18 protein-coding genes are annotated in these 20711 nt (G+C 53.9%); 4 read left to right on the top strand and 14 right to left on the bottom strand.

From position 1 onward, the window contains the following. Positions 1 to 32: 32 nt before the first annotated feature. From GBAG_RS08265 to GBAG_RS08240, 6 genes are all read right to left on the bottom strand, one after another. Positions 33 to 2612, bottom strand: coding sequence for a nitrate reductase (locus GBAG_RS08265; RefSeq protein ID WP_034494963.1), 2580 nt, complete (start codon positions 2610 to 2612; stop codon positions 33 to 35). Then, entirely contained in the window at positions 2609 to 6676 is a 4068-nt protein-coding gene (gene nirB / locus GBAG_RS08260; protein WP_081908390.1) for a nitrite reductase large subunit NirB, read from the bottom strand. The genes GBAG_RS08265 and nirB overlap by 4 nt, the downstream gene beginning before the upstream one ends. A gap of 10 nt (positions 6677 to 6686) precedes the next feature. After that, a complete protein-coding gene (locus GBAG_RS08255) occupies positions 6687 to 7475 on the bottom strand; it encodes an ABC transporter ATP-binding protein (RefSeq protein ID WP_034494962.1) in 789 nt (262 codons plus the stop codon). 2 nt (positions 7476 to 7477) lie between these two features. Then, the gene (ntrB, locus tag GBAG_RS08250) at positions 7478 to 8359 is read right to left on the bottom strand and encodes a nitrate ABC transporter permease (protein WP_034494961.1); all 882 of its coding nucleotides are present in this window, start codon (positions 8357 to 8359) and stop codon (positions 7478 to 7480) included. A gap of 10 nt (positions 8360 to 8369) precedes the next feature. Further along, entirely contained in the window at positions 8370 to 9623 is a 1254-nt protein-coding gene (locus GBAG_RS08245; protein WP_034494960.1) for a CmpA/NrtA family ABC transporter substrate-binding protein, read from the bottom strand. A 242-nt stretch (positions 9624 to 9865) separates the two neighbouring features. Further along, on the bottom strand, positions 9866 to 11080 hold the full coding sequence (locus GBAG_RS08240; RefSeq protein WP_051873666.1) for a nitrate regulatory protein: 1215 nt from the start codon (positions 11078 to 11080) through the stop codon (positions 9866 to 9868). Between the two features lie 71 nt (positions 11081 to 11151). Between GBAG_RS08240 and GBAG_RS08235 the strand changes: the two genes are divergently transcribed. After that, the gene (locus tag GBAG_RS08235; protein ID WP_034494959.1) at positions 11152 to 11505 is read left to right on the top strand and encodes a DsrE/DsrF/TusD sulfur relay family protein; all 354 of its coding nucleotides are present in this window, start codon (positions 11152 to 11154) and stop codon (positions 11503 to 11505) included. Positions 11506 to 11741: 236 nt separating this feature from the next. Beyond that, positions 11742 to 11987 carry a DUF1883 domain-containing protein gene (locus GBAG_RS08230; protein ID WP_034494958.1) on the top strand — a complete coding sequence of 82 codons (246 nt, stop codon included), beginning with the start codon at positions 11742 to 11744 and terminating at the stop codon, positions 11985 to 11987. A 42-nt stretch (positions 11988 to 12029) separates the two neighbouring features. Here the strand turns inward: GBAG_RS08230 and GBAG_RS08225 are convergent, their stop codons facing one another. Continuing rightward, complete coding sequence (locus GBAG_RS08225; RefSeq protein ID WP_034495092.1) at positions 12030 to 12725, bottom strand: gamma-glutamylcyclotransferase; 696 nt, start codon at positions 12723 to 12725, stop codon at positions 12030 to 12032. 224 nt (positions 12726 to 12949) lie between these two features. Then, positions 12950 to 13180 carry a putative cation transport regulator ChaB gene (gene chaB / locus GBAG_RS08220; RefSeq protein ID WP_034494957.1) on the bottom strand — a complete coding sequence of 77 codons (231 nt, stop codon included), beginning with the start codon at positions 13178 to 13180 and terminating at the stop codon, positions 12950 to 12952. A gap of 279 nt (positions 13181 to 13459) precedes the next feature. On the opposite strand from chaB, the gene chaA reads away from it, so the two are divergent. Next, positions 13460 to 14563, top strand: coding sequence for a sodium-potassium/proton antiporter ChaA (gene chaA, locus GBAG_RS08215; RefSeq protein WP_034494956.1), 1104 nt, complete (start codon positions 13460 to 13462; stop codon positions 14561 to 14563). Between the two features lie 66 nt (positions 14564 to 14629). Here chaA and kdsA read toward each other — a convergent pair whose 3' ends face one another. Genes kdsA through hemA form a run of 6 tightly spaced genes read right to left on the bottom strand, consistent with a single transcriptional unit; the run spans position 14630 to position 19949 of the window. Beyond that, positions 14630 to 15484 (bottom strand): 3-deoxy-8-phosphooctulonate synthase, encoded by an 855-nt coding sequence (gene kdsA / locus GBAG_RS08210; protein ID WP_034494955.1) that lies wholly within the window; start codon positions 15482 to 15484, stop codon positions 14630 to 14632. Between the two features lie 40 nt (positions 15485 to 15524). Beyond that, positions 15525 to 16334 carry an invasion regulator SirB1 gene (gene sirB1, locus GBAG_RS08205; RefSeq protein WP_034494954.1) on the bottom strand — a complete coding sequence of 270 codons (810 nt, stop codon included), beginning with the start codon at positions 16332 to 16334 and terminating at the stop codon, positions 15525 to 15527. A 3-nt stretch (positions 16335 to 16337) separates the two neighbouring features. Further along, positions 16338 to 16727: a SirB2 family protein gene (locus GBAG_RS08200; protein WP_034494953.1), complete on the bottom strand. Its 390-nt coding sequence runs from the start codon at positions 16725 to 16727 to the stop codon at positions 16338 to 16340. Between the two features lie 5 nt (positions 16728 to 16732). Next, positions 16733 to 17575 (bottom strand): peptide chain release factor N(5)-glutamine methyltransferase, encoded by an 843-nt coding sequence (prmC, locus tag GBAG_RS08195; protein ID WP_034494952.1) that lies wholly within the window; start codon positions 17573 to 17575, stop codon positions 16733 to 16735. After that, entirely contained in the window at positions 17575 to 18657 is a 1083-nt protein-coding gene (gene prfA, locus GBAG_RS08190) for a peptide chain release factor 1 (RefSeq protein ID WP_034494951.1), read from the bottom strand. The genes prmC and prfA overlap by 1 nt, the downstream gene beginning before the upstream one ends. Before the next feature lie 35 nt (positions 18658 to 18692). Beyond that, complete coding sequence (gene hemA / locus GBAG_RS08185) at positions 18693 to 19949, bottom strand: glutamyl-tRNA reductase (RefSeq protein WP_034494950.1); 1257 nt, start codon at positions 19947 to 19949, stop codon at positions 18693 to 18695. A 210-nt stretch (positions 19950 to 20159) separates the two neighbouring features. Between hemA and lolB the strand changes: the two genes are divergently transcribed. Further along, a partial coding sequence (gene lolB, locus GBAG_RS08180; RefSeq protein WP_034495090.1) for a lipoprotein insertase outer membrane protein LolB occupies positions 20160 to 20711 on the top strand: 552 nt, incomplete at its 3' end.

Below are 20711 nucleotides of genomic sequence, written 5' to 3'. Positions count from 1 at the left end.
CCCAAACTCGTAAACACAGATTACTCCGGGTGTTATTTCAACAACGCTTTAAGTTCTGGAATACAAGAGCCGCAGTTTGTGCCACAACGCAGTTTTTCACCCAGTTGTGCGACTGACTGGCAGCCCCCTGCGATTGCGGCAAGAATCATTTTCTCTCCCACACCAAAGCAACTACATACTGTCGCACCCGCATCGGCTTGTGCGCCGGGCGCTTTTCCGGCTAACAGCCGATGGCGATCCGCCGCCGTTTCCGGGGCCTGTTCAAACGCATTCACTACCGCAGCCGTGGCGATCTCAGGCCAGACGTGTGCGCTATAGAAAGCCAGCTGTAACACCCCGTTTTGCCAGGCGAGGACATGGTAAAACTGACCGTCCCCGCAGGCGGTTTGCAACTGCCAGCCGCGTCCGGCAGCAAGCGCTTCTATCCATGCAGAAGCATGAGTATCTGCGGCACACAGGAAATGCGTAACACCGGGTGAAGCCTGCTTCCACCATTGGATCTCCTGCGCAAACACGATATCTTCACGCGCAAAAATCTCACCACACCATCCAGGCTGCCAGCGCTGAATGCGCACGGCTGTTTGTTTGCTTTCAGGCTGCCCGGAATGGGGATCGCACACGCTTTTCACCAGGCTGTTGATCTGCCCTTTGCGCGCAAACTGCTGGTTCCAGTGCATCGGTACAAACACGTTTCCCGGCAGTTGGTTTTCGCTCACCCACGCCTTCGCAACCATGCCACCGGAACGTGAAGCCACTCTGACCAGACCACTATTAGTGACACCGTAACGTTTAGCGTCACGCGGATGGATCTCCAGTAACGGCATTTTCATGTGCTGCATCAGGCGCGGCACGTTGCCAGTGCGCGTCATGGTGTGCCACTGGTCGCGAATACGCCCGCTGTTGAGAATCAGCGGGTAAGTGTGGTCGGCGCTCGCCTGGGGTAAAGCCGGTTCAACCGGCAGCAACTGGAACTTCCCGTTCGGATGCCAGCTTTTAAAGGGTGAATGCCCCTGCTCCGTGACCGGCCAGCGCACAGGTTCCAGCGCGTCGTATTGCGCACGGCTTAAATTTGCCAGACCGCTGATATCAAATGCGCGAATGCCGTTATTTTCATAGCCGGAAAGAGCCGCATGTTCGCTGAATATTTGATGGGGATGTTGCCAGTGAAAGGCTTCGCGATAACCCAGGCGTTGGGCAATTTGCGCGACCATCCACCAGTCGGCACGCGCCTCGCCCGGTGCGGGTAGAAACGCACGCTGGCGTGAAATACGCCGTTCAGAGTTGGTGACGGTTCCGTTTTTCTCCCCCCATGCCAGTGCCGGAAATTTGACGGTGGCGAAACGCGAAGTATCCGTGTCTGACACCACCTCCGAGACAATCACCAGCGGGCATTTCGCCAGTGCCTGCGCCACATGCGAGCTATCCGGCAGCGAAACCAGGGGATTGGTGCCCATAATCCACACGGCTTTGACTTCACCGCGCCCTATCGCTTCAAACAGTTCGACGGCCATTAACCCCGGCGTTTCGGCAATACGTTCACTGCCCCAAAAACGCCCGACACGGGCGATATCGGCTGGCTCAAAATTCATATGGCAGGCCAGTTGATTCGCCAGGCCGCCGACTTCACGCCCGCCCATGGCATTCGGTTGTCCGGTCAGCGAAAAGGGGCCGCACCCTTCGCGCCCAATTTTGCCGCTCGCCAGATGCACGTTGATGATCGCATTGCATTTATCACTGCCGCTCGACGACTGGTTAATGCCCATGGTGTAAAGCGTCATCGCCCGGTTTGCCTGGGCGAACCATTGCCATAAAGTCTGCACATCCGCGCTTTCGAGCTGGCAAAAGTCCGCGCATTTCTCCAGTGTCCAGTCGGCGGCGATATCCAGCGCTGCGGTTTGCCCGTCAAATGTCGTTTCCGCCAATGACGGCTGCAAATGGTTCAATAACCCAACAAACAATGCGGCGTCGCTGCCGGGGCGAAGTGCGAGGTGCAAATCGGCAATGTCACACGTCGCCGTACGACGCGGGTCGATAACCACCACTTTCATCTGCGGGCGCTGTTGTTTAGCCTGCATCAGGCGTTGATACAGAACCGGATGTGCCCAGGCCGCATTGGAACCCACCAGGATAACCAAGTCAGTTTGCTCGAGATCCTCATAGCTGCATGGCACAAAATCCGCGCCAAATGCGCGTTTGTATCCCACCACCGCCGAGGACATACACAGCCGCGAATTGGTGTCGATATTCCCCGCGCCAATAAACCCCTTCATCAGCTTATTGGCTGCGTAATAATCCTCGGTCAACAACTGGCCGGAGGCGTAAAACGCCACCGCTTTGGGGCCGAACTCGTCAATAATCGCCTGCAAACGATGCGCCGTTTCATCCAGCGCGGCCTCCCATTCCAAGCGCTCGCCATTGATTTCGGGATACAGCAAACGCCCTTCCAGACCCAGCGTTTCGCCTAATGCCGCACCTTTGACGCACAGCCGCCCAAAGTTTGCCGGATGCTGTTTGTCACCGCTTATCTCAAAACCTCGGCTCTCGGTTTGACGAACCTCCACACCGCAACCGACGCCGCAGTAAGGGCATGTTGAACGCACGACGTTAGTCATGATGCCTCCGCACGCATAATCAGCGCCTGGCTTCCCACCCACACGGTGCCTTGTTCCACTTTCACCGGCCAGGCGCGAACCGCCTGTTCGCCATCCTGAGTGCGCCCGTCGCGCAAGCGAATGCGATGTTTATACAGCGGTGAAATCACAATCGGCTCGCCGCCCGCATCGCCGACAATACCGCGCGAAAGCACGTTGGCATCGCTGCCCGGCTCGAGGTTATCGAGCGCGTAAATCGCATCGCCAAAACGGAACAGAGCGATTTGCAGCTCGCCTAAACGCGCGCCAATGCCTGCCTGCAAAGGAATGGCGTTGATATCACACACCGCGTGCCAGGGTTTGGCTGGCGTCGTGGGGGGCAGATGGACAACTTCGCTGACCGGTTGTAACTGGCCGCGCAGAGTCTGACGCTGCACCGCTTCGTCCGGTTGTTCGCTGTTCACGTAAGAGCGGAACAATGCCAGGCGATCCGGGCTGTTGAGCGTGGTCTGCCATTCGCACTGGTAAGTATCCACTACGGCCACCATCTCTTTTTCCAGCTCGTCGTTCAGGCCGAGGCTGTCGTTGAGAATCACGTCGCGCAGGTATTCAATGCCGCCTTCGAGGTTGTCCATCCAGGTGCTGGTGCGTTGCAGACGGTCGGCGGTGCGGATGTAAAACATCAGCAAGCAGTCGATGGTACGAATCAACGTTTCGCGACTCAGGTCGCTGGCAAACAGGTCCGCATGGCGCGGTTTCATGCCGCCATTTCCGCAAACGTAAAGGTTCCAGCCCTTGTCTGTCGCAATCACACCGATATCTTTGCTCTGTGCTTCGGCGCATTCCCTGGTGCAACCGGAGACTGCCATTTTGATTTTGTGCGGCGAACGCAGGCCCTTGTAGCGGTTCTCGAGTTCAATCGCCAGCCCCGTTGAATCTTGTACGCCGTAACGGCACCAGGTCGAACCAACGCAGGATTTCACGGTGCGCAGTGATTTACCGTAGGCGTGTCCGGTTTCAAAGCCCGCCGCGACCAGCTCTTCCCAAATCGCCGGTAGCTCTTCCAGGCGAGCGCCAAACAGGTCGATTCGCTGGCCGCCGGTAATTTTGCTGTATAGCTGGTAGCGTTTTGCCACCTGACCAATCGCAATTAAACCATCGGGTGTAATTTCGCCTGCCGGTACACGCGGCACAATGGAGTAGGTGCCATCTTTCTGGATGTTAGCGAAATAACGGTCATTGGTGTCCTGTAACGGTAGATGGGCAGGTTTGAGTAAATACTCGTTCCAGCACGACGCCAGCACCGACGCCGCCAGTGGCTTGCAAATCTCACAGCCGTGACCATGACCGTAACGGCTTATCAGCTGTTCAAAACTGTGGATATGGTTAACGCGCACCAGGTGGTAGATTTCCTGGCGCGAGTACGGGAAGTGTTCGCAGATGTCCTTTTTCACCTCCACGCCCTGCTCTTGTAACTGGTATTCCATCACCTGTTTCACCAGTGCCGAACAGCCGCCGCAGCCTGTTGCCGCTTTGGTGCATGCCTTAATCGCGCCCATGTCTCCCGCGCCGTTGCTTACCGCGGCGCAAATATCCGCTTTGCTGACGTTATGGCACGAGCAAATTTGTGCGCTTTCCGGTAATGCCGCGACACCCAACCCTTTTGGCGCGCCGCCTGCCATTGTTGGCAAAATCAGGCTTTCCGGTTGTGCAGGTAGCGCCATGCCGTTGAGCATCATTTGCAGCAGCGTGGCGTATTCCTGGCTGTCGCCCACCAGTACGCCACCGAGCAGGGTTTTGTTATCGGCAGAGACCACGATTTTTTTGTAGATTTGCTGTGGGCCGTGGGTCCACTGGTAACTCTGGCAGCCTGGCGTGCGCCCGTGAGCGTCACCAAATGAGGCCACTTCCACGCCGAGCAATTTCAGTTTGGTGCTCATATCGGCACCCAGGAATGCTGATTCCTGCCCGGCAAGGGTTGCAGCCGTTACACGTGCCATTTGATAACCCGGCGCGACCAGACCGAAAATTTTCCCTTCCCAAAGTGCGCATTCGCCGATGGCATAAATTGCGCTGTCGCTGGTTTGGCAACGGTCGTTAATCACAATCCCACCGCGTTCGCCAAGTGCGAGTTCACTGCTACGTGCCAGCGCATCTTGCGGACGGATACCCGCAGAGAAGACGATGAGATCGGTATTGAGCGTCTCGCCATCGGCGAAATTAAGCTGTAAACCGTCAACGTCGGTAATCGCTGTTGTAGATTTGCTGGTATGCACCTGCACGCCAATATCGCTGATTTTTTCGCGCAGCATCGCCGCACCCGCGTTATCGAGTTGCACCGCCATGAGATTGGGCGCGAACTCCACAACATGCGTTTCCAGACCCAGCTGTTTGAGCGCATTTGCCGCTTCCAGCCCCAGCAAACCACCGCCAATCACGACGCCGCGAGTGGCATTGCGGGCCCGTTCGGCAATGGCGTCCAGGTCATCAAGCGTGCGGTAAACAAAACAGCCTGGCAGGTCGTGACCCGGAACCGGTGGCACAAACGGAAACGACCCGGTCGCCAGCACCAGTTTGTCGTACCAGGTTTCACGTCCTTCATGGTCACGCACCACCCGTTGCTGGCGGTCAATTTCAACGATTTTACTGTTGCAACGCAGCTCAAAACCGTTCTCTGCAAAGAAATCGCCCTGCACCATTGAGAGCGACTGGGCGCTGCGTCCCGCAAAATATTCCGACAGATGCACACGGTCATATGCCGGGTGGCGTTCTTCGCCAAACACCACAATGTGATGGCTGTGATGCAGTTTCTGCGCCACGCACTGTTCCAGAAAGTGGTGTCCGACCATGCCGTGACCAATTACTACCAGCGTTGCTTTTGTCATGTCGTCATTTCCGGCAGCCAACGGCTGCTCATCAGAGTGGTATTCATCAAACAGCACGTCAGGCGTAACGGGCGCCGCGCTGAGTAAAATATCGGTGAGTGTATTAGCAGGGGTGATATCACCCATTAACAGTGCGCCCACCAGCTTGCCGTCCCGCAAATGCAGGCAGCGATAATGTCGGGTGATGGGATCAAAGGCGGTGAGCACGCGTGTGTCCGGTTGGGTGCGAATGTCGCCTGCGGAAAATAGCGGGATACCGCTGACTTTCAGGCGCGTGCCGCGATCCTGATAGTGGAAGTCGTTTAAAGCGCTACCACATAAACGGGCGGCTAAAACGTCGGCCTGTTGCAGACAAGGTGCCACCAGCCCCCAGGTTTGCCCGTCTATTTCGCAGCATTCGCCCAATGCGCTGACGCAGGGCGTCGTGCTACGCAGTTGTGCATCAACGCTGATGCCGCGCTGGCAAGAAATACTCGCCTGCTGCGCAAGCCGGATATTGGGTTTTACGCCGGTGGCGATAATCACTCGCCCGGCGGGTAAAACATCGCCATTGCTTAACGTCACGCTAGTTTCAGAAATGCGCTCAATGCCGCAATTGAGCTGGCAGCAAATCCCCCGTTGTGCGAGATGCTCCGCAAGCAAAGCACCTGCCTGCGGGTTGAGTTGAATATCCATGAGCCATGGCTGACGGTGAATCAGAGTGACGGAAATTCCACGCGCACACAGTGCCGCCGCGGCTTCCACCCCCAGTAAACCTCCGCCAAGTACCACAACATTGCCTTCGCCGCCAAGAATTGCATCTACATCTGCCAGGGTGCGAAAGCCATGCACATGTGGCTGTTGATGCCCGTCAATCGGCGGGATAAACGGGTATGAGCCGGTGGCAAAAACCAGTTCGTCATATTCGAGCGTGCGACTATCAGAGCGAACCGTCTGGCGCTGCGTGTCCACCTCCAGGACCGCCTCCCCCGTGAGCAACTCAATGCCGTGGGAAACGTACCACGCAGCGTCGTGCAACTGCGTCGCCTGGGCGGGTTTTTCCCCCGCCAACACCGGCGAGAGCAAAATGCGGTTGTAACTCAGCACCGGCTCTTCACCAAAAACAGTAATGGCAAAACGTCCCGCCGCTCGCGCCACGATTTGCTCCACCAGGCGGATAGCGGACATGCCGTTGCCGATCACAATCAGACGTCGCATCATGAGCAGCTCCTCAGGCAGCCTTAGGCTGCTTTTCGTAGAGGAAGCGCAGCACCTGCTGGCGCAGATGGTGATAGCGGCTGTCTTCGGCGAGTTCCACGCGGTTGCGCGGGCGCGGTAAGTCAACGTTCAGCGTTTCACCTACCGTCGCCGCCGGGCCGTTGGTCATCATCAGCACGCGGTCGGAAAGCAGTACGGCTTCGTCAACGTCATGGGTGATCAGCACAATGGTGGTGTGCAGCTCTTGTTGGATGTGCATCACGGCATCCTGCAAATGGGCGCGTGTCAGCGCATCGAGCGCACCGAACGGCTCGTCCATCAGCAGCACTTTGGGTTTCATCGCCAGCGCACGGGCGATGCCGACACGCTGTTTCATGCCACCGGAAATCTCTCCGGGACGCTTGTTAACGGCGTGGCCCATCTGCACGCGCTCGAGGTTGTGCACAATCCATTCGCGGCGCTCGGCGCGGTTCATGGTGTGGCGAAAGACTTGATCCACCGCCAGCGCCACGTTTTCGAAGCAGGTCATCCACGGCAGCAGCGAATGATTCTGAAACACCACGGCGCGCTCTGGCCCTGGCCCGGCGATTTCGCGGTTGTCGCACAGCAGGCCGCCTTCGGAGGGCAACGTTATTCCAGCAATCAAATTCAGCAGCGTGGATTTGCCGCATCCTGAGTGACCAATCAGGCTGATGGTTTCGCCTTCTTCAATATCAAAACTGACGTTGCTCAGCGCTAAAAACTCGCCGCTGGCAGTGGAAAAACGCTGGCTAACATTTTGAACCTGAATAATTTTCTTCATGATTATTTCTCCCAGCTGAAGCGACGCGCCAGCAACATCAAACCCTGCTCGAGCAGCAGCCCGACGACGCCGATAATCACAATCGCAATAAGAATGTTTTCGACGTTGAGGTTGTTCCACTCATTCCAGATCCAGAAACCGATCCCCAACCCGCCGGTGAGCATTTCAGCGGCGACAATCACCAACCATGCAATGCCAATGGATAAACGCACGCCGGTTAATACCGCGGGTAAAACCGCCGGGAACAAAATCTTGCGCATCACCGTCCATTCGGAAAGTTTCAGCACCCGCGCCACGTTGAGGTAATCGTCCGGGATGCGTTTGACGCCCTCGGCGGTGTTAATCACCATCGGCCAGATAGAGCAGATAAAAATGGTCCAACTCGATGCCGGTTCTGCTTTCTGGAACAACAGCAGGCCAATCGGCAGCCAGGCCAGCGGGCTGACCGGGCGCAATAACGAAATAATCGGGTTGAACATGCGGGCTAAGAAGGTAAAGCGGCCAATCAGAAAACCTGCCGGAATACCAACAATGGCGGCGAGGCCAAACCCAACAGCCACGCGCTGGAGCGAGGCAAGCACATTCCAGCCAATGCCCTGATCGTTAGGCCCGGCGTTATAGAACGGGTCTGAAAACAGCGTAATAGCCGATTCCAGCGTACTGAGCGGCGTTGGAAAACCCTGGCTATTTAGGGCGGCGATTTGCCAGGCGACGACCAATAATCCCATCCCCAGAACGGCGGGCACCAGGCGCTGGAAAAAGCTCAGGCAGTATGTACGCCACGGCGATTTACGGCGGCGAACGGTGACGGGAGGCAGAGTAATGACTTCCCCTGGCGTGGCGCTAAGTGCTGTGGTCGGCGGTTTCTGTGCAGGCTGATTCATGTCATTCCCCTTAGCGTTTATTAATGGCAAAACTTGCGGCGTAGGCAGCCGGATCGCTGCCGTTCCAGGTGCTTCCATCCATCAGGGTGCTGGTGCGCATCGGGGCGGCAGGTATGGAAATGTTGCCCACGGCGGTAGCGGCTTGCTGATAGATATCAATGCGGTTGATACGTTTGGCGACGGCAAGGTAATCCGGGTCGCTATCCAGCAGACCCCAACGACGGTGTTGTGTCAGGAACCACATGCCGTCAGAAAGCCACGGGAAGGTCACTTCGCCCTCACGGAAGAAATGCATGGCATGGTCGTCCTGCCATTTTTTGCCGATACCGTTGTCGTATTGCCCGAGCATGCGCCCGTTAAGATAGTCCGCTTTGGTGTTCAGATAAGCGCGTCCGGCAAGGACATTTGCGGTTTCACGGCGATTGTCGTCACTGGCATCAATCCAGCGCGACGCTTCAAGAATGGCGGCCACCAGCGCACGGGCGGTATTCGGGTTTTGTTCGACCCAGGTACGGCGCGTGCCAAGAATTTTTTCCGGATGATCCGGCCAGATGGATTGCGAGGTTGCGGCGGTAAAACCGACCCCGTCGCTAATGGCTCTTTGGTTCCAGGGTTCACCGACACAAAAACCGTGCATGTTGCCGATGCGCATGTTCATCACCATTTGCGGAGGCGGAACCACAACGGTTCGCACATCGGTAAACGGGTTGATTCCCGCCTGTGCCAGCCAGTAATACAGCCACATCGCGTGTGTGCCCGTCGGGAAGGTATGCGCGAAGGTAAAACTGCCCGGCGCTTTGCTGGCCACGAGTTTTTTCAGGCTTTCCGCATCCGTCACGCCCTGCTTTGCAAGATCCATCGAAAGAGAGATCGCCTGGCCGTTATTGTTGAGCGTCATCAGGTTGGCCATTGACTGTTGCTTACCGGCGATACCCATTTCCAGCCCGTAGACCAGCCCGTATAAAACATGGGCGGCATCAAGTTCGCCGGAAACCATTTTGTCGCGCACGGCAGCCCAGCTCGCCTCTTTACTCGGCACAATCGAAATACCGTATTTTTTATCGAAGCCTTTGACCGCGGCCATGACGACCGAGGCGCAATCGGTAAGCGGAATAAAACCGACTTTCACCGTGGTTTGCTCCGGTTTGTCGCTCCCCGCAGCCCACACAGAATTCATCATGCCCGGCAGCAAATATGCACCGCCTAGTGCCGCACCCGCCTGTAGAAATCGGCGGCGCGAGAGGGTTATGGTTTTATTGCTCATCGGCTTCTTCCTGATAAAAAGGTAAAAAAAAAGCGCCCGACAATGTGTGGTCAGCACATTGAAGGACGCCTTTGTCCAACCCGAACCACACCGCCATTGGCGCAATTCGGGTCAAAATAATTTTCATAATGAGTGTTGCAACTCGCGTGCCAGTTTTTGAAGGCCGTAATCCATGGGTTCTGATGGAAAACAGGGTGTGACTCGCACCATAAACACGCAGTTTACGCCCACTGTTTGTGCAGCTACTCCTTAGTGGGTATCTGCCAGATATCCGCCACAGACACCATCGCGCTGGCGACATCCACCATGCGTTTATTCTGGTTCATTGCCATCTTGCGCAGGGTCTGCCACGCCTGTTCTTCGCTGTACCCCTGATGGCGAATGAGTAGCGCTTTGGCCTGATCGATCACTTTGCGTTCCTCAAGCGTTGCCTGGAGCGAGGCTAATTGTTGCGCCATGGCTTCGAGTTGCCGCGCCTGTTGACGCACCAACGGCAAAAGATGACGGTCAAAATAACGTTCTGCGTCGTGGCTGCCGTGCCCTGCCACCCAACGGGCAATTTCAAGCTCGTCTGGATCTCTTTGCTGCAAAACCTGCCCGAGCGCTTGCTGTGCCTGCGCCATAACAGTCTCGATTAGCGCATCTTCCACCTCTTTGAGCGCATCAATTCGCGTCGTTAACAGTGCAAACCAGCGTAGCGCGCGTTGTGGTTCATCGCCGTCGTGTTGCAGTCGGGTGCAGGCCATGCGACGGAGTTGTTCGGTTTCGCGACACGGTTCACCACAGGTCTGAAATTGCTGGCGCAGTTGCGAGTCCGTCATGCTGCAAAAAGCCTCAAAACAGTGTTGCTGGCTGTCGATTCTGTCGACCAGTTGCTGGCGCAATGTGTCGCTAAACTCCCCCAGAGTAAACCCGAGCGCACCAATTGCCCGCTCTTGCCCGGCAAGTTCTTTACCCTGCATAAAACTGAATAACGCCGCCAGCGCGCGAGCCACACCGGCATCCTCAACCACATTGCTGGTTTCGGGAACAATACTCAGCAAATGGCGCAGGGTAATATTGAACTGCTCCATGGCCTGCAACGGCTGAATCTGTTGAGCGGTAATCTGTGTGCGCAGCGAGGGTAATCGTTCAAGGTAATGCAGCGCGCAGGCAAGACTGACAAGTAGCGCGCTTCCCGGCAGGTAATCCGGTTCGGCGATAGCCTGGCGGAAAAGCGCCAGCTCACGATCAACCCCGGCGATACAACGCAGATGTTCATCACCAAACATCCGACCGGAGGAGCACAGCCAAATGTTGGAAGCCCCGCGTTCGCGTTGTAGCATATGGGCGAGCCTGGCTATGCAGCCGGTGAGTTCACCGATTTGCAAAATATCCTGCAACTGCTCACGCCCACGAGTTTGGGCCGCCATTAAAAAGTCACGAGAAGTGGGATTCACGGCGACGATAGCCTTCATAAAACGCTCCTGAACGGCATGTATTGCTATAGATAAGCAAAAGTCGTGCCGAAGGGTGCACAGGAGAATATATGCAAAAAATAGTGATTATTGCCAACGGAGCTGCTTACGGCAGCGAATCTCTGTTTAACAGCCTGCGCCTGGCTATCGCGTTATGCGACCAACAGCCGCAACCGGAAGTGAAACTGTTTTTGATGTCTGACGCAGTGACTGCGGGTTTACGCGGCCAGAAACCGTCTGAAGGCTACAACATTCAGCAAATGCTGGAGATTTTGACTGCGCAGAATGTGCCGGTAAAACTGTGCAAGACCTGCACCGACGGGCGCGGCATCACGGCTTTGCCTTTGGTCGAAGGCGTTGAGATTGGCACGTTGGTTGAACTGGCTGAGTGGACGCTGGCCGCAGATAAAGTCTTAACCTTCTGATACCAGATTTAATGATGACCAGAGGCTAATTTTCCGCATAAAAATTCATCCGCTGAATGGTTTCAGGCACATGTACACTAAAGTTGATTCGTTACAGCATTTTTTGATCAAAGTCAGCATTTGTGACGCCGGGGTCTGGTGTTATGCGTTAAGTGCGATTTGTGAACAACATCACTGATTGCCAGCAAAACCAGCGGCGCGGATGTCTAACTTTGTTGTGATAGCGGAGTATAAAAATGCCTGTAGTGAAAGCCAGTCTGCATCTTTTCGGCGGTGATACCGTGGTGGTTCACTGTTCAAATAAAAGCCATATTCATTTGATGAGCGACAACAGTTCTGCGGGCAAACCGCAGGCGGATATTTTGAGTGTGGAAGATAAGCAGTCTGCTTATTTGACGGTACCGTACAGCGGGAAGTGGAAGGTGCTGATTGATAGCCACAGCAAATCGCTTGAGCATTCAATTAGTTATGTCCCTGCTTAAAAGCATTATTCCGGCTCTTATGACTAAGAGCCGGAATGAATTTTATGCGAAGTGAGTTTGCAAATCCCCTTCATCGCCCTTCGGTTGTAGCCAGTCTCTGACTTTATTGACCAGCTCATCCAGGCAATCGTCATGCATTCCCCGATTGATCAACTCTTGTTCCAGCGAGAAGAGATACTGCGCATTGGTGCCCAGTGGGCCACTGGCAGCGGCAATTAACGGCGCGATAATTTCAGCTCGCGTATCGGCTTCGTAAAGCGGATGACGCGGATCCATGATAAATACCAGCGCGTTAACGACGCGACCATCATCAAGTTCGAGTTTGCACCACGTCGGCAAATAGCAGCCGGTGATCATTTCCCGTTTCCACACCAGCGTCAGCTCATCTTCAAGCATGGCTTCGGGAAGGCGGTAAGCCAGACCCGTGGTGCGCCCGCCTTCTTTGAGCGCCAGCATGCGCCCAGGCTGACAAGCGGTTCCGCGCCCTGCCGTCAAACGCAGGCAAAAAGCACGGTGCCAACCAACTAGTGTTCCTGCGGCTGACTCTTCATATTCAAATGCCGGGTTCCACATCAGCGAACCATAGCCGAAAATCCATACGGGGCTGTTATCGGGACGACAAGCAATCGTCGCGGCGAGTGATGCCGAGCGCTGCTCAGGACTCCACAACAACGATTCCTCAATGGAACCAAAAGCTGTCTTACAATCCGCTTTCATTAAGAAATCACGCGTTAACACCATACACCTCCGCCACTGCAAACTTCCGTGTGACTACGTCAGATGCGCCTTCCGGGCTTTTAGTTACTGCTTAATATTAAAACAACATATACCTGAACATAAGCAATTAGCGGGGCGCTGGCAAGTTTGATGTCGATCACAAAACAACAAAAATGTCATATTAACTTGCCATACTGATGTGTGTTGCGGCGTTTGAATATGGATATCAATACATTATGTAGGGTTTACTTTTTCTTGTGCCATTTGTCGTCATCCCCTTTTTGATACCCGTGTTTCACTGCCGCCCAGGCGACCTTATGGGCTGTTTCTTCGCGACTGGCATCATCGCGACGGTCATCTTTATCTTTATATTCATCCCAGGCGCTATTAAATGCCTCTTTGTAGATATCCTGGGCATGGGCGGGAAGAACGTTTTGAACATTTTCAGGGAGGTCACTTCGGCTGTTGTAAGGCATCACACCATCCTCAGTCAGGGAAAACTAAAGTGTGAAACAACATGTGTGATTTTGCCAGGAATCGGGATTATTGCTTTTATAGAAATCCTATCTCTATGTTTAGTATTGCTTAAAATCAGTAAACTGTGATTTTTATTCATCAGAAATACTATGGCTATATAAGCGGTAAAACTGAGTAAATTTCCCCATAAAAACGCCTTAGTTTGCTATTTTAGCGGGGTTTTAATGTCCGACTATAATAACTAAATTGCTTAATACCTATGCAACTGGAGAAGTATTTTGACCAAAACACAACATGAGGCGGTGAAAACCCGTCATAAGGAGAGTTCCCTCATTTTCCCGGTATTAGCGCTGGTCGTACTGGCTGTGTGGGGAGGAAGCCAGTCTTTACCGGCGGTTGTAGGGATTAATATTCTGGCCCTGGTGGGCATTTTAAGTAGTGCTTTTAGCGTGGTGCGTCATGCTGACGTGCTTGCGCACCGTTTAGGTGAACCCTATGGTTCCCTGATTCTTAGTCTTTCGGTGGTTATTCTAGAAGTTAGCTTAATTTCTGCATTAATGGCGACCGGTGATGCCGCGCCGACACTGATGCGCGACACGCTCTATTCGATCATCATGATTGTGACGGGGGGGCTGGTCGGTTTCTCGCTTCTGCTGGGTGGAAATAAATTCGCCACACAGTACATGAACCTGTTTGGCATCAAACAGTATTTGATTGCCCTGTTTCCCCTTGCGGTGATTGTGCTGGTGTTACCCACAGCACTTCCGGAAGGTAATTTTAGTACCGGCCAGGCGTTAATGGCGGCCGCTATTTCAGCGGCAATGTATGGCGTGTTCTTGTTGATTCAGACCAAAACGCACCAGAGTCTGTTTGTCTATGAACATGAAGATGAGTCTGATGACGACGACCCACATCATGGTAAACCGTCAGCGCACAGCAACACCTGGCACGCCATCTGGCTGATTGTGCATTTGGTTGCGGTCATTGCGGTGACTAAGATGAATGCGGGGCCACTGGAATCGCTGCTCACGACGCTGAATGCGCCAGCGCAATTTACGGGCTTCCTGGTGGCGCTGTTGATTCTCTCCCCTGAAGGTTTAGGGGCGTTGAGAGCGGTGCTGAGTAACCAGGTGCAGCGCGCAATGAACCTGTTCTTTGGCTCAGTGCTGGCAACTATTTCACTGACAGTGCCGGCGGTGACGTTGATTGCCATGCTAACGGGCAACGATCTGACCTTTGGTTTAGGGATGCCGGAGTTGGTGGTGATGCTCACGTCGCTGGTGTTGTGCCAGATTTCGTTCTCAACCGGGCGAACCAATGTGCTTAATGGTACGGCGCACCTTGCTTTGTTTGCCGCCTATTTGATGACGATCTTTGCCTGATAATACAAAGGCATAAAAAAAGCCCTTATCGCGAGATAAGGGCTTTTTATTTTCTGATTCAGAAAATTACTTGCTGGTGTCCAGCGGTTCGAAATTCTTCACCAGATCGTCAATCGCTTTAATCTGCTTGAGGAATGGCTCAAGTTTTGCCAGTGGCAATGCAGATGGGCCATCGCAACGTGCGTTGTCTGGATCCGGGTGCGCTTCGATAAACAGGCCAGCCAGACCCGTAGCCATGCCAGCACGAGCCAGTTCAGTGACCTGAGCACGACGGCCGCCAGATGCGGAGCCAAACGGGTCACGGCATTGCAGGGCGTGTGTCACATCGAAGATGACCGGTGAACCGTTAGACACTTGTTTCATCACGCTGAAGCCCAGCATATCGACGACTAAGTTGTCGTAACCGAAGTTAGCGCCACGGTCGCACAGAATGATTTGATCGTTGCCGCCTTCATGGAATTTATCAACGATATTACCCATTTGGCCAGGGCTAACGAACTGTGGTTTCTTAACGTTGATTACCGCGCCGGTTTTAGCCATCGCTTCAACGAGGTCGGTCTGACGAGCAAGGAACGCAGGCAGCTGAATCACATCAACCACATCGGCAACAGGTTGCGCCTGGCTTGCTTCATGAACATCAGTAATGATTTTCACGCCGAAGGTTTGCTTCAGTTCCTGGAAAATCTTCATCCCTTCTTCCAGGCCTGGGCCACGGTAAGAGTTGATGGATGAACGGTTGGCTTTATCGAAAGACGCTTTGAAGACGTAAGGAATACCCAGTTTCTGAGTGACGGTGACGTAATGCTCACAAATCCGCATCGCCAGATCGCGGGATTCCAGCACGTTCATGCCGCCAAACAGCACGAATGGCAGGTCGTTTGCGACCTTGATGTCACCAATCTTAACTACTTTTTGTTCCATCTTTATCTCGCCTTGTTGGGAAATATTTAAAAATTTGGCATCAGTGCAAGGTGATCTGCTTTTGCGAAATCGAGTTAATTTGCGCTTTGATCATCTCGCTTATCGGGTCTTCCGGGCACTGCTCAACAAAATAGCTGAGGTCTGTCAGTGCTACGTGTTCGCAATCGAGTTGAGCATAAATCAAACCACGGTCGCGGATTTCGTACGGATCTTCCGGATTAAACTGGAGCAGAACCTGGCTTGCACGCAGTGCCAGCTCCATTTGACGCTCTTCCATCAATGCCGATTTCAGGGTGTCGAGCAACTTGCGCACCACTTCCGCGTTATCGGCTTCGTCTAAATCTTCATCGAACAGCTCGGCAGTCGGCCCAACGTTACCTTTCAGCCACACTTCCAGCGTGTGTTCGTTGAGTGTGTCACCGTTAAACGGGTTGATAAGCCACATTTCACCGTCCATCCAGTCGCCGCGTAAAATCAGCTGCGTCGGGAAAATGACCGGATTTAATGGAATATCAAGGCGTTCGGCAATCCACAACAGAATGGCGCCCAATGACACCGCACTGCCCTGGCGTTTTGCCAGCACTTTATCGAGCCACAACGCATCAGATAAACGGTAAACGCCACTGGCGTCTTTAAAACCCCAGGTGCCATAAAACAGTTCGATTAATTTTTCGAGTTGCACATCCTGGTGCAGACCTTCGCAGATCTCTTCACGCGCCTGACGGGCCAGGCTTTCCAGTTGTGCACGTACTTCTTGCGCCGGGAAATCATCACGGATCAGCTGCGAGACTAAAACCATACCCTCGCACAACGGCGCCTGATTGAATTCAAAATCGGCCAACGACCTCATGACTTACCCCAATAATGGTATTTTTGTGGTGGCGAGTTTAATGATGATGTAAAGCACCACCAGGGCCAACAAAAAGGCAAACAGCCGAATTTGCTGGCTGCGCGGGCGTTTGCCCAGCACGATAAACCCTAAAACAATATAGATAATAACGCCAAATAGCTTCTCAGTCAGCCATGCACCTTGCGGCGTGAAGGGATAGAAATGCGTAATCATCACTAATGCGGCGCCACTGACCAGCAATACCGTGTCGTTGATATGCGGCACAATGCGCACCCAGCGCTTGTTTGACATCGCTGAATGACGGTATTGCCACCAATAGCGTAAAACGAACAGACTGATGGAAATGAAGACCGTCAGAATATGCAAATGCTTGAGCGCGAAGTAAGTTGCCATTTTGCTCAGTTCCTTATGTAAAAATAGCGTCCCACTGTCAGACGGTCGTTCCCACCGTAATCCTGACAGCTCTGTATCTCGGTATATCCAGCATCATTAAACAGTTCACGCACCTGCGCCGCCTGCTGCCAACCATGTTCGAGCAGCACCCAGCCACCTGGCTCAAGGAAATTTCGCGCAGTCTCTACCAACGTGCGTAAATCGGCTAAACCGTGGTTTTCAGCTACCAACGCGCTACGAGGTTCAAAACGCACGTCACCCTGTGAAAGGTGCGGATCTTGCGCATCAATGTACGGCGGGTTACTGACAATCACGCTAAAACGTTGTGTATTGAGCGCACTAAACCAATCGCTTTGCAAGACCTCAACATTGGGAATTCCGAGGCGACTCGCATTATCGCGAGCAAGTTCTACAGCATCAGGGATAAGGTCGAGGGCGGTGACGCAACAATCCGGGCGTTCGCTGGCAATCGCCAGGGCAATTGCCCCGGTTCCGGTGCCTAAGTCCAACACGGAACATGGCGTTTCAGGCATTCTGGCGAGGGCTTGTTCAACCAGGCATTCAGTATCTGGACGCGGGATTAACGTCACCGGCGAAACTCGCAGCGGCAGCGACCAAAACTCACGCTCGCCCACCAGGTGAGCGATAGGCTCACCCTTCACTCGGCGTGCCAGCAAACCGTCCAACCGCTGTAACTGTTCGGCGGTCAGTTCGGTTTCACCAAAGGCCAGAATGAAGGTTCGCGCTTTTCCAGTGACGAAACCGAGCAGGATTTCCGCGTCACGACGCGGACTTTCACTTTCCTGAAGCTGGGCGATGGCATGTTGTAGCCAGTATTTAAAATCCATTAATCCTGCTCAGACAGCGCCGCTAACTGGTCTGCCTGGAATTCTTGCACGATGGGTTCGATAAGCCCGTCGAGCTTACCTTCCATCACTTCATCAAGACGATATAACGTCACGTTGATGCGGTGATCGGTCACACGGCCTTGCGGGAAATTATAGGTACGGTTGCGGTCTGAACGGTCGCCACTGCCCAGCAGGTTACGGCGCGTTGACGCTTCTTCTTGCTGACGCTTAGCTATTTCAGCGGCACGAATACGCGAACCCAACACAGAAAGCGCTTTGGCTTTGTTTTTGTGCTGCGAACGTTCGTCCTGGCACTCAACAACGATACCGGTAGGCAAGTGGGTAATACGAATTGCGGAGTCGGTGGTGTTAACGTGCTGACCGCCCGCGCCCGAAGAACGGAAGGTGTCGATACGCAAATCACCAGGGTTGATATCCGGCAGTTCCGCTTCTGGAATTTCTGGCATCACCGCAACGGTGCACGCTGAAGTGTGGATACGGCCCTGGGATTCAGTTGCAGGAACACGCTGTACGCGATGGCCACCGGACTCGAATTTCAGACGCCCATAAACCCCATCGCCGCTGATTTTGGCGATAACTTCTTTAAAGCCGCCGTGTTCGCCTTCGTTGGCGCTGAGGATTTCGACTTTCCAGCGACGTGATTCCGCGTAACGACTGTACATGCGGAACAGATCGCCTGCGAAGATAGCCGCTTCATCGCCACCCGTTCCGGCGCGAACTTCAACAAAGGCATTGCGTTCGTCATCCGGATCTTTCGGCAGTAACAGCACTTGCAGTTGTTGTTCTAATTCTTCGCTATCACTTTTTGCCTGGTTTAATTCTTCTTGCGCCATCTCGCGCATTTCCGGGTCATCAAGCATGCTCTGCGCGGTTTCAATATCTTCCTGAACCTGGCGCCATTGCAGGAAGCAACGGGAAACGTCGCTTAATTGAGCGTATTCACGCGACAGCGCGCGGAAACGGTCCTGGTCGGCAATTGTGGAAGCATCACCAAGCAGGGCCTGAACTTCTTCATGGCGCTCTTGCAGGGCTTCTAGTTTGGCAACGATAGAAGACTTCATGGGCGGTGTTTCACCTTGTAATAAGAGTTTATTTGCTAATCCAGCCCGAGGCTGTTACGCAGAATCTGCAGGCGTTCGTCATCCCCGTCACGGGCAGCCTGCTGGAGAGATTTGGTTGGTGCGTGGATCAGGCGATTGGTTAATTTCCACGCCAGATCCTGAAGAACGGTTTCGGCATCGCCACCCTGCTTGAGGGCGGCGAGCGCTTTGGCTGCCAGGTCATCACGCACCTGTTCAGCCTGACTACGATATTCGCGGATGGTTTCGGTGGCACTTTGCGCGCGCAACCAGGCCATAAATTCGCTGCATTCTTGCGCGACAATGGTTTCGGCTTCAACCGCGGCGGCTTTGCGCTGCGCGAGGTTGCTTTGAATAATCGCCTGCAAATCGTCAACGCTATACAAATAGGCATTCGCCAGTTTGCCTACTTCGGGCTCGACGTCGCGCGGAACGGCGATATCCACCAGCAGTAGCGGTTGGTTGCGGCGAGCTTTCAGGGCGCGCTCCACCATGCCTTTGCCGATAATCGGCAGCGGACTGGCGGTGGAACTGATAATAATGTCGGCTTCCTGCAAGCGTGAATCGATGTCGCTGAGGCTGATAACTTCTGCGCCGACTTCATCAGCCAGCACCTGAGCGCGTTCACGTGTGCGGTTGGCGATAATCATTTTCTGCACGTTGTGTTCACGTAAATGACGCGCTGCCAACTCGATAGTTTCACCCGCACCGACCAGAAGGACCGTCACGGTCGATAAGGATTCAAAGATTTGGCGCGCCAGCGTACAGGCCGCAAACGCTACGGAAACGGCGCTGGCACCAATATCGGTTTCAGTTCTGACACGCTTCGCAACGGAGAAGGATTTCTGGAACATACGTTCCAGCTCGCTCGAGTGCGAGTGCCCTTTCAGGGAATCCGCGTAGGCTTTTTTGACCTGGCCTAAGATTTGCGGCTCGCCAAGCACCAGGGAATCCAGACCACTTGCGACGCGCATTAAATGCGTGACCGCTTCGTTATCGTGATGCCAGTAGAGGCTGTTACGCACTTCATCTTCGTTGAGATTGTGGTAGTTACACAGCCAGCGCACCAGTTGCTCGTGCAGGTTTTCTTGTTCTTCAACACTCAGGTACAACTCGGTGCGGTTGCACGTTGAAAGCACTACTCCGCCCTGCACCATCGGCTGTTCGAGCAGGCTCTTCAAAGCGAGGTCGAGCGTGTCCGGCGAAAACGTAACACGTTCTCGCAACGAGACTGGAGCTGTTTTGTGGTTGATGCCAAGTGCTAACAGGGTCATTGAGCGGTCTGAGTAATACCGATGTTGATAAGGATTAACTCGGCGCATCATACAGGATGCGGGCAGTCAATAAAAGAGAGTCACCCCTTGTGGAGTATCACTGCAATTAATGATTTAAGATAACTTGACCGTAGACGACCTGGCCTGGCACCGCTAGCATAAACAGTTAACAACTAAAATTAATGAGAAGGATCCGCCGCCACTATGTTTATGACGAAACCCCGTCTGCTGTGCCTTGCGCCACTGGCAAGCCTTGTTTTAACTGCTTGTGTGACTCCTCAGTCAACAGGCCCAGGCAAAAGTCCTGACTCCCCGCAATGGTTACAACACCAGCAACAAGTTCAAAAAATCACCCAATACCAGACGCGTGGTGCTTTTGCCTATCTCTCCGATAGCCAAAAAGTTTATGCGCGTTATAACTGGCAGCAAACCTCACCTGACCGTTACCGCCTGTTGCTGACCAATCCATTAGGCAGCACCGAACTGGAGCTGAATGCCCAGCCAGGCGTTGTGCAACTGACTGACCGCAACGGCAAAAAGTACGTTTCTGATAACGCTGAAGAAATGGTGGGCAAACTGACAGGCATGCCGATTCCGCTCAATAGCCTGCGTCAATGGATCCTCGGTCTGCCGGGTGAAGCCACAGATTACAAACTGGATGATAAGTACCGTCTGAGCGAAATCAACTACACCCAGGACGGCAAAACCTGGAAAGTGGTTTACAGTGATTATGATGACAAGGTGCAACCTGCGCTGCCATCA

The sequence above is a fragment of the Buttiauxella agrestis ATCC 33320 genome, assembly GCF_000735355.1.
Lineage (GTDB): Bacteria > Pseudomonadota > Gammaproteobacteria > Enterobacterales > Enterobacteriaceae > Buttiauxella > Buttiauxella agrestis.
The sequence above is the reverse complement of the archived record's forward strand: the minus strand, read 5'-3'. Positions and strand labels throughout refer to the sequence as shown.